The organism is Sinomonas sp. G460-2, assembly GCF_047759905.1.
GTDB lineage: Bacteria > Actinomycetota > Actinomycetes > Actinomycetales > Micrococcaceae > Sinomonas.
The window spans coordinates 1-14,769 of record NZ_JBKZWT010000075.1 but is presented as its reverse complement, the minus strand read 5'-3'; the positions used below and the strand labels follow the sequence as shown (position 1 = coordinate 14,769).

Here is a 14,769-nt window from a genome sequence, read left to right as displayed (position 1 = left end):
CCGACCATCGGGGCCCAAGGCCTGCTCGCGCTGGGGCTCGCGGAGGCGGCCGGTGGGGGGCTCCTGCGCGCGACGGTGGATCTCCGGCCGTACGCGTGGGACGAGGGCGAGGGGGAGGTGCGTCTGTGGGTCGCCTCGGACCTCGCGGCCCATCAGCGTCCCGGCGTGCTCCGCAAGGACCACGTCCTCGGGATCGGCCACGCCTCGGCCACGCTCGTCCAGTCCACGGCCCGCCGCCCCGTCGAGACGGCCCTCGACCTCGGGACGGGGTGCGGGATCCAGACCTTCCATCTCCTGCGCCACGCACGCCACGTCGTCGCGACGGATATCTCGGCCCGCGCCCTCGCGTTCACGCGCTTCAATCTGCTCCTCAATGCCGGCTCCTTGGACCTCGACCCGGAACACCTCGACGATCGCGTGGAGCTTCGGCTCGGCTCGCTGCTCGACCCCGTGCGGGGCGAACACTTCGACTTCGTCGTCTCGAACCCGCCGTTCGTCATCACGCCCCGCGAGCACGGGGAGACCGCGGAGGATCAGTTCACCTACCGCGACGCCGGGCTGCCGGGGGACCAGCTCGTGGCCGGCCTCGTCTCGAGCCTCGGCGAGGCCCTCGCGGAGGGCGGGACGGCGCAGTTGCTCGGCAACTGGGAGGTTCGGGCTGGGGCGCCGTGGCACGAGCACGTCCGGTCGTGGGTTCCCGGCGGCCTCGACGCGTGGGTTCTGCAGCGCGAACTCCTCGGCCCAGAACAATACGCCGAGACGTGGCTCCAGGACGCGTCCGAGCAGCGCGATGCGGGCGCGTACGCGCGGCGGTACGCGGCCTACCTGGACGACTTCGCCTCGCGCGAGACGAGCGGAATCGGCTTCGGGTTCCTCTGGTTCCGCCGCCCCCGCACCGGCCAGGCGCGCCTGGACCGATTCGAGGAGCTGACGCATCCGCTCGAGCAGCCGATCGGACCCCACTGGCAGGCGGCGGTCGAGCGCGCGGACTGGCTCGAGGGGCTCGGGGCCCGAGGCTTCGCGGAGTCGCACCTGGTGGTGGCGGACGATGTCACGGAGGAGCGCCATCAGCGCCCGGGCGCCGAGCACCCCGGAGTCATCCTCCTGCGCCAGGGGGCCGGATTCCGGCGGACCGCGCTCCTCAGTACGGAGCAGGCGGGCTTTGTGTCGGCGTGCGACGGGGAGCTCTCGGCCGGGCAGATTGCCACAGCGCTCGCGGCGCTTCTGGACCGTGACGATGTCGAGTTCAGGGACGGACTGTTGCGCGAGATCCGCGAATTGACGGCAGACGGGTTCCTTATGAAGGCATAGTTTGACATCCTTGAAGAGATGTGGCGTAAATAACAGCCACACCCCACGAAGTTAAGAAGCACATGACCGACAAGAAGCGCAGTCCCCGCACCGAAAATCCCGTGCGGATCACGGACCCCAAGGCCATCCGGGCCCTCGCTCACGGCGCCCGCCTCGCGGCGATCAACGAGCTCTACTCAAGCCAGAAGAGCTGGACGGCCACCGAGCTGGCGGCGTTTACGGGACTCACCCCGAGTGCCATGAGCTATCACCTTCGTGCGCTCAAGAAGTGGGGCATCGTCGTCGACGCGCCGAACGACGGCGACGGCCGCGAGCGCCGCTGGAAGGCCGCCGGAACCGATCTCAATCTCGACACAGCGACCACGGGCCAGACGCCCGGGCTCGCGATCGTGGACATGGAGCTCGACGCGCTGCGCAAGCGCATCGCGAGCCACGCGAAGCACCGAGATTCGGCGCGACGCCGTGGAGAGCCGGACGAATCGCCGGTCATGATGGTCTCCGGCAACGTGCTGAAGTTGAGCCTCGAGCAGCGGGCAGAGTTCAAGCGCCGTATGTCGGAGCTCCTCGACGAGTTTGACCGCGCGACCGAGGAAGCCGGGGACGGTGCGGACATCGCGCCGGAGACCGAGCGGATGTACGTCCTGTGGTCGATGCTTCCCGAGGTGCGAGAGGCGGCGCAGAGCGCCCGCAAGCCGGCGCCGCGGCGTTCGCCCGGGAAGGCGTCGGAGCACGCTGGCGCCGAGGGCGGTTCCCCCGCGGGCGCGCCGCTGCTCGAGGAGTCGAGTGCCGCCTTCCGCGAGCACGAGGGCGGCGTGAACGCCCTCGAGTCGACCGCCTGACGCAGCGGTGTCGTACCGGCCATCGTGCCGGGGCTTCGTCGCGGGAGACTTGTCCACAACGGACGCGGCACTTGCGCGTCCGGCGCCATCGTATGGTGAACTAGGGACTTGCGCGTCGGCACCAGAGTGGTGCGGCGTCGCGGCGTCGTCGTCGGTCGGCCTGGCGTGCCGGCCGTCTGCACCCATTGTTCACTGAGGAGTAGCGTGGCCACGAGGGCTAAAACCGGCAAGAAGCTCGTGATTGTGGAGTCGCCGGCCAAGAGCAAGACCATCGCCCAGTACTTGGGCGCGGGCTTCGAGGTCGACGCGTCGATGGGCCACATCCGGGACCTGCCGCAGCCGTCGGACCTCCCGGCCGAGCTCAAGAAGAGCTCGGTGGGCAAGTTCGCGGTCGACATCGAGCACGGATTCGAGCCGTATTACGTGGTCTCTCCGGACAAGCGGAAGAAGGTCGCGGAGCTCAAGGCCAAGCTCAAGGACGCCGACGAGCTCTATCTCGCCACCGATGGGGACCGCGAGGGCGAAGCCATCGCGTGGCATCTCCTCGAGGTCCTCAAGCCCAAGGTCCCGGTGCACCGCCTCACGTTCCCGGAGATCACGAAGGAAGCCATCCAGCGCGCCATGGCGGAGCTGCGCGACGTCGACGAGTCCCTTGTCGACGCCCAGGAGACGCGCCGCGTGCTCGACCGTCTCTACGGCTACGAGATCTCCCCGGTGCTCTGGCGCAAGATCGCGAGCGGACTTTCCGCCGGTCGCGTCCAGTCGGTCGCGACGCGCCTCGTCGTCGAGCGCGAGCGCGAGCGCATGGCGTTCCGGACCGCGGACTACTGGGACCTCCTCGCGACGGTTGCACCGCAGGTGCCGGGAGGGGGCAGCGCGAACGACGGCGGAGCGGCCCAGCGCTTCCAGGCCCGCCTCGCGTCCGTGGACGGCAAGAAGGTCGCTTCGGGCCGCGACTTTGACGACCGCGGCCGGCTCACGGCGAAGAACGCCGTCCTCCTCGACGAGGCCGCGGCCCGCGCCCTCGCGGAAGGCCTTGAGAGCGCGCCGTTTGCGGTCCGTTCGGTCGAGGAGAAGCCGTACACGCGGCGCCCGGCCGCCCCGTTCACCACGTCGACGCTCCAGCAGGAAGCGGCGCGCAAGCTGCGCTTCTCGGCCCGCGTGACCATGCAGGTGGCCCAGCGCCTGTACGAAAACGGCTACATCACGTACATGCGTACCGACTCCACGGCCCTGAGCGATCAGGCCGTGAGCGCGGCGCGCCGCCAGGCCTCGGAGCTGTACGGGCCGGACTTCGTCCCGTCGCGTCCGCGCGTCTACGCGTCGAAGGCCAAGAACGCGCAGGAGGCGCACGAGGCGATCCGCCCCGCAGGCGATTCCTTCCGCACCCCGGCCCAAGTGGCCAAAGAGCTGCGCGGCGACGAATTCCGCCTCTACGAGCTCATCTGGAAGCGCACGGTCGCGTCCCAGATGGAGGACGCGAAGGGCTCGACGGCCACGGTGCGCCTCGGCGCGATCGCGGCGTCCGGAGCGGCCGCGGGACGCGACGCCGAGTTCACCGCGTCGGGAACCGTCATCACGTTCCGCGGCTTCCTCGCCGCGTACGAGGAGGGCCGCGACGAGGTCCGCGAGGACACCGAGGCCGGTTCCGCGGAGCGGGGCGACGGCGGCCGGCTCCCCGTGCTCGCGAAGGGCCAGGCGCTCGACGCCCTCGAGCTCGCCGCGAACGGCCACCAGACGTCGCCGCCGCCGCGGTACACCGAGGCCTCGCTCGTCAAGACGCTCGAGGAGCGCGGCATCGGGCGCCCGTCGACGTACGCTGCGACGATCTCCACGATCATGGACCGCGGCTACGTCCGCTCGCGGGGCAATGCCCTCGTGCCCAGCTGGATCGCGTTCTCGGTGGTCCGCCTGCTCGAGGAGTACTTCCACGACTACGTGGACTACGACTTCACGGCGGAGATGGAAGAGGACCTCGACCGCATCGCGGCGGGCGAGCAGGCTGGCTCCGACTGGCTCAGCGCGTTCTACTTCGGCGAAGAAGGCAAGCCCGGGCTCACCACGATCGTGAACGGCCTCGGCGAGATCGACGCGCGCGAGGTCAATTCGGTCGAGATCGCGCCCGGCATCGTGCTCCGCGTCGGCAAGTACGGCCCGTACCTCGAGAAGCCGCTTCCCGCCGACGCGCCAGAGGGCACCGCTCCCGAACGGGCCAACGTCCCCGAGGACCTCGCGCCGGACGAGCTCACCGCCGAGAAGGCGCTCGAGCTCATGGAGAGCGCCGGCCCCGAGGAACGCGTGCTCGGAACCGATCCGCTCACGGGCCACCCCGTGGTCGCGAAGAACGGCCGCTACGGCGCGTACGTGACGGAGGTCATCGCCGAGATGACGCCCGAGCAGCTCGCGGCGCAGCCGGTCGAGTACTACAAGAACGGCAAGCCGAAGCCGCCCAAGAAGCCTGCCAAGGTTAAGCCGCGCACGGCGTCGCTCTTCAAGTCGATGAGCATCGACACCGTCTCGCTCGACGACGCGCTCAAGCTCATGAGCCTGCCGCGCGCCCTCGGGAAGGACGAGGAGGGCAACGTCATCACGGTCCAGAACGGTCGCTTCGGCCCGTACCTCAAGAAGGGCACGGACTCCCGCTCGATCGGCAGCGAGGAGGAGATCTTCACGATCACCCTCGAGGACGCGCTCAAGATCTACGCCCAGCCCAAGACCCGGGGTGGCCGCGCGGCCGCGGCGCCCCTCGCCGAGTTCGGCGACGACCCCGAGTCCGGAAAGCCGATCGTCGTGAAGGAGGGCCGCTTCGGCCCATACATCACGGACGGCGTCACGAACATCACCGTGCCGCGCGCCACCCCGATCGAGGAGCTCACGCGCGAGCGCGCGATCGAGCTGCTCGCCGAGAAGCGCGCCAAGGGCCCCGCGAAGGGGCCCGCGCGCCGGTCGGGCGGCGGCGGCACCCGAGCGAAAGCGAGCGCCAAGTGACCGAGGACCTCAACCCCCAAGGCGAGCACGCGCCGTCGTCCGCCCCGCATCTGGACCCGACGCCGCTCAATCCGCTCGAGGAAGCCCTCCGGGCGGCGACGGAGTCGGGCACGGAGGATGACGGCCAGGACTCGGTTCTCGCGTTCCTCAACAGCCTGGTGTGTCTCGTGGTCCCGGAGCCCGTCCCGGGCCAGACGGAGTACGTCGAGCCGCTCGTGCTCACGAACGCCGACGGGAAGCCGCTCGTCGCGGCCTTCACGGACCGGGCGCGCATCCGGCCCGACTTCCTCGAGCACGCGCCGACGGTCGTCACGACACAAGGCGCGGTGCTTCTCCAGAACCTCGGGGACGAGCTCGGGCTCGTGCTCAACCCGGGCGCCGCGTTCGGCTTCGAGCTCAGCCAAGAGCACGTCGCGACGGTCCTGAAGGATTTCAGGCCGGCCACGCCGGACGAACTCGCTGACGGGGAGACCGGGGAATAATGGGCTCATGCGTCTAGGCGTCCTCGACATTGGTTCGAACACCGTGCACCTTCTTTTGGTGGACGCCCATCCCGGCGCACAGCCCGTCGCGTTCGCGTCGCACAAGCGCCCGCTCTCGCTCGTCAAGCACCTCGAGCCGGACGGAAGCATCAGCGAGGTAGGGCAACGCGAACTCCTCGACTTCGTCCTTGAGGCCTGGGCCTTCGCGGGCCGCCACAACGCCGAGGACCTCCTCGCGTTCTGCACGTCCGCCATTCGCGAGGCCGCCAACGGCGAGGCTGTGATCGAGCGCATCCAGCGCGAGGCCAACGTCACGCTCCAAGAGCTCACGGGCCGCGAAGAGGCGGCCATGACGTTCTTCGCGGTCCGCCGCTGGTACGGCTGGGGTGCGGGGACGGTCCTCTCGCTCGACATCGGCGGCGGATCCTTTGAGATGGCCATGGGCAACGATTCGCTCCCGGACTTGGCGGAGTCCGTTCCCCTCGGCGCCCAGCGGCTCACGCGCGATTGGCTGCGCGAGGATCCGCCAACGGCCAAGAGCGTCAAGGAGCTGCGGCGCTACATCCGGTCCACGCTCAAGCCGGTGGTGCGCGGCTTCCGCGACCTCGGCAAGCCCACCCTCGTGACGGGGACGTCGAAGACGTTCCGCTCGCTCGCCCGGATCGCCGGCTCCGCGCCGAGCGGGGCCGGGCCCTACGTGCGGCGCGTGCTTGAGCGCACCGATCTGGGGCTGTGGGCCCAGCGCATGTCGGCCATGTCGGCAGGGGATAGGGTGCACCTGCCCGGCGTGTCCGAGGCCCGCGCCCCGCAATTGCTCGCGGGGGCGCTCGTCGCCGAGGCGGCGATGGAGATGTTCGAGACCGAGGAACTCGAAATCTGCCCGTGGGCGTTGCGCGAGGGGCTCATTCTGCGCCGGCTCGACCAGCTCATCTTCGACGGGCCGCTGGCGCCGCCCGAACATATCCGGCCCATCGAGAGCGAGCGGAGGCGGAGCGTGACCCAGCACCCCGTGGGGAGCCGGCAGTGATCGGGCCGTTCCCGGAGTGGCGCCAGGCCGCCGCCCTCCCAGACGTGCCCGTGGGGCTCTCGAGCGCGTCCGTGTACCCACTCAGCGTCCACGACGCGTTCGCCTGCGCGGCGGACCTCGGCTACGACGGCGTCGAGGTCATGGTCACGAACAACTCGACGAGCCAGGAGCCGGACGCCCTCATCCACCTCTCCGAGCGCTACGACCAGCCCATCGTATCCATCCACGCCCCGACGCTCCTGCTCACGCAGCAAGTGTGGGGCGGCGCGTGGACGAAGATCCGGCGCTCGTGCGAGATGGCGCGCGAGGTGGGGTGCGACACCGTGGTGGTGCACCCGCCGTTCCGCTGGCAGGCGGGCTACGCGGACGGCTTCGCGATCGGCATCCGCGACCTCTCGGAGGAGTACGAGGTGCACATCGCGGTCGAGAACATGTACCCGTGGCGAGTCCGCGGCCGCGAGACCCGCGCGTACCTGCCGCACTGGGACCCGGTAGGCCAGGGCTATCAGGACGTCACGTGGGACTTCTCCCACGCGGCGACGGCTCGCGAGGACAGCCTCGAGGCGTTCAAGGCGCTCGGCGACTCGCTCCGCCACATTCACCTCACGGACGGCTCGGGGGCGTCGTTCCGGGACGAGCACCTCCTGCCCGGGCAGGGCACGCAGCGGGTCGCCGAGTGCCTCCAGTACCTCGCCGACACGACGTTCGACGGCGTGGTCGTCGCCGAGATCAGCACGCGCAAGGCGAAGGCGGCGGGTGAGCGCGAGGAGATGCTCGCGACCGCGCTCGACTTCGCGCGCCTCCACCTCGGGCAGTTCGCCCGGCCCGAACTGGGCACCCGGACCGAACTGAGCACGGAGCGCAGCGCCGCGGAGCAGCGCACGCTGTAGCCGCGCCGCTCGGCCTCGAGACGCCCGCCACGACTGGGTGGCCTATCCCGCACCGGGCGCCCTTCCCCGCTTTGGGGTGGTGGGCCCGCCGGCCCAGTGCGGGCCCGCCGGCCCAGTGCGGGGAAGGCGCCCCAAAGCGGGGTTAAACGAGAAACGCCGGGCGGATGCAGGAGACATTGGGGGGAATCTCCTGAACCGCCCGGCGCCCGGACCCCTTCCGGCGAACCGGACGGGCCCATCACTCGCACCTAATGAGTGTTATGACTATAGGCCCGGATTCCTGAGCGAAAACCGGAACGAAGCTGGAAAAAGCCTGTAAATCCTGAGAAATGGCCCCGTTTTCTCACAGGTTGGTCGCTCCCCGAGCGGCGCTGAAGAGTCCGCGAGCAGCCTTAAAGAGTAAGGCGCTGGCAGCCGCGGGGAAGGTGGGGGACCATGATCCGCAACTGCCAGCGCCGTGCGACCGCTTGGGGGAAGCGGCCGCTCCATCACTCGCACCCTGTGAGGTATTTACAACATTAGGGAGGCTACTTGGGAGGAACCCCAGCCGAACATGGGAGGAAGCTGGGAATGCGCGTCCGACCGCCCGGCTGGCAGGATGGAGGCATGAGCAACAAGATCGCCTTCCTCGGCTGCGGGTCCATGAACGAGGCCATCATGGCCGGGCTCCTCGCAGCCGGCGTGCCCAAGACCGACATCACCGCGACGGTGCGCCGCCGCGAGCGTGCCGAGGAGCTGGCCAAGCGGTACGGGGTGACCGTCATGGCCACGAGCGAGGAGGACGACGCCAACCAGCAGGCGGTGCGAGGATCCTCCCTCGTGATCATCGGCGTCAAGCCGGTAGGCGTCACCGCCCTGGCCGCGGAAGTCGCAGCCAGCCTGCCGCCGTCGGCCGTTGTGGTGAGCGTGGCCGCAGCGGTCTCGCTCGAGCAGCTCGAGCGCTCGCTGCCGGCGGGCCAGCCCGCGATCCGCACCATGCCGAACACGCCGGCTCGGCTGGGCCGCGGCGTGGTCTCCGTGTCGGGCGGCACGAACGCGACCCGCGAGCAGATCGAGCGGGTCAAGGGCCTCTTCGACAGCCTCGGCCTCGTGGTTGAGGTCCCGGAGGAGCAGGTTGACGCCGTGAGCGCGGTGAGCGGTTCGGGCCCCGCCTACGCCTTCTACCTCGCCGAGGCGATGGCCGACGCCGGCACTCGCCTTGGCCTCGACCCCGAGCTTTCGCTCATTCTCGCCCGCGAGACCGTGGTCGGCGCGGGCTTCATGCTCGCTGAGCCGGGGGCCGACCCTGTGGCCCTGCGTCGCGCGGTCACGAGCCCGAACGGCACCACCGAGCGTGCCATCGCGACGTTCGACGAGCGCGGCCTCCCCGGCATCATTGCCGACGGCGCGCGGGCCGCGGCCGAGCGTTCGAAGGACATCACGCGCGAGCTCGGCTGACCTGCCGTCGAAGGCCTCGGCCTGCCGGGGCGGGTCTCCCCGACTTCTCTGCCGCCTTCCCCGCTTCCTGCCGCCGGTTTTCCCCAATACCTCCGCCGCCTTCCCCAACTCGTCCGCCGCCTTCCCCAACTCCAACCTTCAACCCGCGGTGTGTCGCCGGAATCCGCCAGCGTGTCGCGCCGTCGTCGGCGTTGAACCTGGGTAGTTCGGCACCAAAGCCGGGGAAGCCGGAGAGGAAGGCGGGGAATCCGGAGCGTAAGGCGGGGAATCCGGAGCGTAAGGCGGGGAATCCGGAGCGTAAGGCGGGGAATCCGGAGCGTAAGGCGGGGAATTCGGAGGGGAAGGCGGGGAACCCGGAGCGCAAGGCGGGGAATCCGGAGGGGAAGGCGGGGAACCCGGAGGGGAAGGCGGGGAACCCGGAGGGGAAGGCGGGGAACCCCGGAGAGGCAGCCGCGAGGCCGCGCGAAGGAAGAAGCCAGGGGGAGGTGCGGGGCCCACAGGGTCTGTGAGGTGCGGGCCAGGAAAATATTGCGTTTGCGTGATGCGCCGCGACCAGGCGCGGCGGGATGCTGGACCCATGGACATCGAGCAGCACGCGAACCACCGAGTAGTTCTTCTGCCGGGGAGTGTCCTTCCCGCCGGCCCCGCCTACGGGGCGCTCATCGCAGCGCTCGGTAGCGGAGTCGAGGTGCTCGCGAAGGATCTCGAGGTCTATGCGGCGCCGAGTCCGCCGCCGGACTACAGCCTCGATACCGAGATCGACGGAGTGCTCCGCGAGACCGACGCGCGCGGCTGGAAAACGTTCCACCTCGTGGGCTACTCGGGCGGGGGCGCCTCGGCGCTCGCGTTCGCCGCGAAGCATCCCGAACGGCTCGAGAGCCTCGCGCTGCTCGAACCGGCGTGGGCCGGGAACTGGGGCTGGAGCGAGGCGCATCGCGCGCTCTGGCAGCGGTACCGGGAGCTCGACGGGCTGTCGCCGGACGAGTTCATGGCCCAGTTCGTCCGGCTCGGCGTCCGGCCCGGCGTGACAGCGGGCCTGCCGACGGGTGGCGGCGAGCAGCCGCCCTGGATGGCGCTGCGGCCCGCGGGGATCCGGGCGTTCGTCCGGACGTTCGAGACTTACGATCTTGACCGGGATTCCCTGGCCCGGTTCCGGCGGCCCGTGTACATCGCCCTCGGGGCTCTGTCGAATCCCGACGACTACGGCGAGATCGCCGAGCGGCTCTCAACCGTGTTCCCGGACTTCCGCCTCGAGGTCTTCGCCGGGCGCCACCACTTCGACCCGCCCCATCGCGTCGAGCCCGAGCGCGTGGCCGCGTCCCTGCGGGCCCTGTGGGACCGGGCCCGCACCCCCGTTCAGGGGTCACGTTCCGTGGGTTGAGCGGGGGGTGCACCCGCGGGAGGTGACCCCTGGACGTCACCGCACCCGCGGGAGGTGACCCCCGGATGGCTACGGGCGGGCGGCGAAGCGCTCGAGGAGGTCCACGTGCCCCGAGACGATGAGCATGTCGCGGCCGCTCACCTTGGTGTGCGGCTGCGCGTACGTGAAGTCCTCGCCGGGGCTCTTGACGCCCACGATCGTCACGCCGTACTTGGCGCGCACCTGGGACTCGGCGAGCGTGAAGCCCTGAGTCTCCTTGGGCGGGTACATCTTGACGATCGCGAAGTCGTCGTCGAACTCGATGAAGTCGAGCATGCGGCCGCTCACGAGGTGCGCGGTGCGCACGCCCGCGTCGGCCTCGGGGTAGATGACGTGGTTCGCCCCGATGCGGGAGAGGATCTTGCCGTGCGAGGGCGTGATCGCCTTGGCCCACACGTGCTCGATGCCGAGGTCCACGAGGTTCGCCGTGATGAGCACCGAGGACTCGATCGACGTGCCCACACCGACCACCGCGGACTGGAACTCCTGCGCCCCAAGCTGCCGCAGCACCTCGACGTTCGTCGCGTCGGCCTGCACAGCGTGCGTGAGCACGGGCGCCCACGTCTCGACGAGCTCCTGGTCCCGCTCGATCGCGAGGACCTCGCGGCCCTGCTTGACGAGCTGCTGGGCGGTTGCCGAGCCGAACCGGCCGAGGCCGATCACGAGCACTGGCGCGTTCGGGTTCGGCCGGACAGAGGGGTTCTTGTCAGCCAATGATCGGCCTTTCTTCCGGATAGTGGTACAGGGTGCTGCGCTGGCGCAGGGCCAGGGCGGTGGCCATCGTGATCGTACCGACGCGGCCGAAGAACATGAGCGCCGTGAGCACGTAGACGCCCGCGGGAGGCAGCTCGGACGTGAGGCCCGTACTGAGCCCGACCGTGGCGAACGCGGAGATCGAATCGAACAGGACGCGGTCCAGGCTCTCGCCCGAGATCGCGAGGAGGAGCGAGCACGCGATCATGATGAGCGTCGCCGCCATGACGATGACGCTGATCGCGACCCGCATGACCCCCTCGGGAATCGTGCGACCGTACGCGCGCACGTCACGGTCGCCGCGCGCCTCGGCGACGATCGCGAGGAACATAACGGCGACGGTCGTCACCTTGATGCCGCCCGCCGTCGACGCCGAGCCGCCGCCGGCGAACATGAGCGCGTCGGAGAGCAGCATTGTCGAGGGCGTGAGGTGGTTCATGTCCACGAGATTGAACCCGAGCGAGCGCGTCATGACGGACGCGAACACGGCCTGGACCATCTTCTCGCTCGGCGCCATGCCGCCGATGGTCCGCGCGTTGTTCCACTCCATGGCGCCCCACAGGAACGCGCCGAGCGCCACGAGGATGAGCGATACGACGATCGTGAGCTTCGCGTGCAGCGTCCAGAGGCGCACGCGCGCCTTGTACCGCAGGAAGACCATGAGCACGGGGAACCCGAGGCTCCCCACGAATCCGCCGACCATGAGCGGCACGAGGATCCACAGATCGTACTGGTACGGGACCACGCCGTCGCTGTGCGGCGTGAAGCCCGCGTTGTTGAACGAGGAGATCGCGTAGAACACCCCGTGCCACAGGGCCGCGCCGAAGGCCTCGCCCTGGGCCATGAACGCGGGGGTCAGGAAGAGCGTGAGGAGGCCTTCGACGACGGCGGACGTCGCCACGACCACGCGGAGGAGCCCGCCGACCTCCCCGAGACGGCCCGCGTTGTTCATGGCCTCCCGCGCGATGAGCTTGCCCCGGACGCCGAGGCGGCGGCTCACGGCGAGCGAGAGCACGGACGCGAGGGTCAGGATGCCCAAGCCGCCTACCTGGATGGCGAGGAGGATCACCACATGGCCGAACGCGGACCAGTGCGCGGCGGTCGAGACGACCGTGAGCCCCGTGACGCACACGGCCGAGGTCGCCGTGAAGAGCGATTGGTGCAGCGGCGTGAACTGGCCGTCCGCGGAGGAGAACGGGAGCGAGAGGATGACCGTGAAGACGAGGATGACGCCCATGAAAGAGAGGAGGGCCAGGCGGGCCGGCGAGGACGCCGCAACGCGGTCGACGAAGTCGCGCAGCCCCGTCAGGGGGCCGAGGCTCTCGCGCTGCGACGTGGGTCGCCACGACGACTGCGTCTGTGCCACACTCAACCGTCCCTCGTGCCGGGTTGCCCAAACGGCCGGAGGCCGTACCGGACCAGTAAACCATGCACCGTTCGGGTAGCCTGACCTTATGTCCGACGCCGCACAGACGCCGCCCTCCCCGGAGGCGCCGAGCGGCAGCGGAACCGGATCCGGCCCTCGCCGCGTCGAGTACGCGACCCGCGTCGCGTGGGGCGAGGCGATGCTCGCCTACGATTTCGGCCCCCAGCACCCCATGCACCCGAGCCGGCTCGATCTCACGGCCCGCCTGTGCGACGCCCTTGGGCTCTTCGCCCTGCCGCGCGTCGCCGTCGTCGAACCTCACGTAGCGAACGACGACGAACTCGCCTCCGTCCACACGCGCGACTACATCGCCGCGGTCCGCAGCGTGAGCGAGGACCCGTCGTCGCCCCTTCCGGAGATCGGCCTCGGCACCGAAGACGATCCGGCGTTCGCCGGCATGCACGAGGCGAGCGCCCGGATCGCGGGCGGCTCGCTCGAGGCGGCGGACGCGATCCTCGCCGGCGCCGCCCAGCACGCCGTCAACTTCGCGGGCGGCATGCACCACGCGGCCGCCGACCGCGCGAGCGGCTTCTGCATCTACAACGACGCCGCGCTCGCCATCCAACGCCTCCTCGACGGCGGCCTGAGTCGAATCGTCTACATCGACACGGACGCACACCACGGCGACGGCACGCAGTCGATCTTCTGGAACGAGCCGCGCGTCCTCACGATCTCGCTGCACGAGAGCGGCCTCACGCTGTTCCCCGGCACGGGCTTCCCGGGCGAGACGGGCGGCCCGGACGCGCTTGGCACCGCGGTCAACGTGGCGCTCCCCGCGCGGACGGGCGACGCCGGGTGGCTGCGCGCGTTCCACGCGATCGTTCCGCCGCTCGTCGAGGCGTTCCGACCCGAGGCGATCGTGAGCCAGCACGGCTGCGACTCGCATGCGCTCGATCCGCTGGCCAATCTCCGTACGAGCGTCGACGCGCAGCGCGAGGCCGCCCTGTCCGTCTCGCGCCTCGCGGCCCGCTTCTGCGACGACCGGTGGATCGCGACGGGCGGCGGCGGTTACGACGTGTTGCGCGTGGTGCCGCGCGCGTGGTCGCACCTCGTGGGCATCGCGGCGGGCCACCCCGTTCCGCTTCGCGCCGAGACCCCGGAGTCGTGGCGCGAGTACGCGCGGGCCACGTATCCGGAGCGGCTCGGGCCGGACGAGAGCGTGCCCGAGCGCATGGGCGAGGATGCGGATCTGTGGTGGCGCTCGTGGGATATCGGCTTCAATCCGAACGACGCCGTGGACCGCGCCGTCATGGCCACGCGGAAGGAACTCTTCCCGCTCCACGGACTCGATCCATGGTTCGACTGAGAACCGCCCGGAGGCCCCCTCGTCCCGCCGAGTCGGTGTCCACTCGGCAGGACCAGACGGGGCGTCGGATCGGTAGGCTGGAGGTATGGTGACAGACATCTTCGCCGTCATCGCGGACCACACCCGGAGGGACATCCTGCGGGAGCTCCGCGCGGGCGACAAGGCGGTGGGCGAGCTCGTCGAGGCCCTCGATGCGAGCCAGCCCACGGTGTCCAAGCACCTCAAGGTCCTGCGCGACGCCGGGCTCGTGACCACGCGCGCCCAGGGCCAGAAGCGGTACTACGCGCTGCGGCTCGAACCCCTCGCCGAAGTGGGCGGCTGGCTCACGTCGCTGCGGACGACGGCGGGGTCCCCCCTCGACGAGGCCGCCGCCACCGCCGGGGGCGCCTCGCTGCCCGCCGCGCAGTTGCCTGCCGGGGCGGGGGTGGGCGCGCCGTCGTCCGCTCTGGCCGGGGTGGACTCGGGAACCCGGCCGCAGCAGATCCAGCGCTCGGTCGAGCGGACCGTCGAGCGGGCCGCGAAGGGCGCCGCCGAAATCATCGCGAACCTCCCCAAGTGGCGCCGCAAGGAGCCCGGCCGCCAGGCCTAGCCCGTTAGGCGCGCCCCGCGGTCGACGCGCGGACCACGAGCTCTGGCTCGAACAGCAGGTTGCGCGGCGCGAGCGACGGGTTCTCGGCCTCCTCGCGGAGGATCCGGACGGCCGTCTGGCCGATGAGCTCGCGCGGCTGCCGCACCGAGGAGAGCGGCACGACGGCGGCGCTCGCGAAATCGATGTCGTCGTAGCCCACGATCGCCATGTCCTCGGGTACGCGCAGCCCGCCCTCGCCCATGAGCACCTGTAGGGCGCCGATCGCCACGAGGTCATTGCCGGCGAGGATCGCGTCGGGGCG

Annotated in this window: 13 protein-coding genes; 10 read left to right on the top strand and 3 right to left on the bottom strand. The window is 70.4% G+C overall.

Features of this window, described 5'->3' with window-relative positions:
- The 8 genes from ACLN58_RS09645 to ACLN58_RS09610 form a co-directional block, all read left to right on the top strand.
- Nucleotides 1-1,311, top strand: a 1,311-nt coding sequence (locus ACLN58_RS09645; protein WP_415855041.1) for a methyltransferase, incomplete at its 5' end; no start/stop codon positions are given.
- 62 nt (nucleotides 1,312-1,373) lie between these two features.
- Complete coding sequence (locus ACLN58_RS09640) at nucleotides 1,374-2,150, top strand: ArsR/SmtB family transcription factor (protein WP_415855040.1); 777 nt, start codon at nucleotides 1,374-1,376, stop codon at nucleotides 2,148-2,150.
- Nucleotides 2,151-2,354: 204 nt separating this feature from the next.
- Nucleotides 2,355-5,138 carry a type I DNA topoisomerase gene (gene topA, locus ACLN58_RS09635; RefSeq protein ID WP_415855039.1) on the top strand — a complete coding sequence of 928 codons (2,784 nt, stop codon included), beginning with the start codon at nucleotides 2,355-2,357 and terminating at the stop codon, nucleotides 5,136-5,138.
- A complete protein-coding gene (locus ACLN58_RS09630; protein ID WP_415855038.1) occupies nucleotides 5,135-5,620 on the top strand; it encodes an SseB family protein in 486 nt (161 codons plus the stop codon). Before topA ends, ACLN58_RS09630 begins: the two co-directional genes overlap by 4 nt.
- Before the next feature lie 7 nt (nucleotides 5,621-5,627).
- Entirely contained in the window at nucleotides 5,628-6,647 is a 1,020-nt protein-coding gene (locus ACLN58_RS09625) for a Ppx/GppA phosphatase family protein (protein ID WP_415855037.1), read from the top strand.
- Nucleotides 6,644-7,537 carry a sugar phosphate isomerase/epimerase family protein gene (locus ACLN58_RS09620; protein WP_415855036.1) on the top strand — a complete coding sequence of 298 codons (894 nt, stop codon included), beginning with the start codon at nucleotides 6,644-6,646 and terminating at the stop codon, nucleotides 7,535-7,537. The genes ACLN58_RS09625 and ACLN58_RS09620 overlap by 4 nt, the downstream gene beginning before the upstream one ends.
- A gap of 606 nt (nucleotides 7,538-8,143) precedes the next feature.
- A complete protein-coding gene (proC, locus tag ACLN58_RS09615) occupies nucleotides 8,144-8,974 on the top strand; it encodes a pyrroline-5-carboxylate reductase (protein WP_415855035.1) in 831 nt (276 codons plus the stop codon).
- Between the two features lie 577 nt (nucleotides 8,975-9,551).
- On the top strand, nucleotides 9,552-10,355 hold the full coding sequence (locus tag ACLN58_RS09610) for an alpha/beta fold hydrolase (protein ID WP_415855034.1): 804 nt from the start codon (nucleotides 9,552-9,554) through the stop codon (nucleotides 10,353-10,355).
- Nucleotides 10,356-10,424: 69 nt separating this feature from the next.
- Here ACLN58_RS09610 and ACLN58_RS09605 read toward each other — a convergent pair whose 3' ends face one another.
- Both ACLN58_RS09605 and ACLN58_RS09600 read right to left on the bottom strand, forming a co-directional pair.
- Nucleotides 10,425-11,063 carry a potassium channel family protein gene (locus ACLN58_RS09605; RefSeq protein ID WP_415855043.1) on the bottom strand — a complete coding sequence of 213 codons (639 nt, stop codon included), beginning with the start codon at nucleotides 11,061-11,063 and terminating at the stop codon, nucleotides 10,425-10,427.
- Nucleotides 11,064-11,100: 37 nt separating this feature from the next.
- Entirely contained in the window at nucleotides 11,101-12,513 is a 1,413-nt protein-coding gene (locus ACLN58_RS09600; protein ID WP_415855033.1) for a TrkH family potassium uptake protein, read from the bottom strand.
- A 199-nt stretch (nucleotides 12,514-12,712) separates the two neighbouring features.
- Here ACLN58_RS09600 and ACLN58_RS09595 point away from each other — a divergent pair, with 199 nt between their 5' ends.
- Nucleotides 12,713-13,879: an acetoin utilization protein AcuC gene (locus ACLN58_RS09595; protein ID WP_415855042.1), complete on the top strand. Its 1,167-nt coding sequence runs from the start codon at nucleotides 12,713-12,715 to the stop codon at nucleotides 13,877-13,879.
- Between the two features lie 85 nt (nucleotides 13,880-13,964).
- A complete protein-coding gene (locus tag ACLN58_RS09590; RefSeq protein WP_415855032.1) occupies nucleotides 13,965-14,468 on the top strand; it encodes an ArsR/SmtB family transcription factor in 504 nt (167 codons plus the stop codon).
- Between the two features lie 4 nt (nucleotides 14,469-14,472).
- On the opposite strand, the gene ACLN58_RS09585 is transcribed toward ACLN58_RS09590, so the two are convergent.
- On the bottom strand, nucleotides 14,473-14,769 hold a 297-nt coding region (locus ACLN58_RS09585; protein ID WP_415855031.1), incomplete at its 5' end, for a substrate-binding domain-containing protein.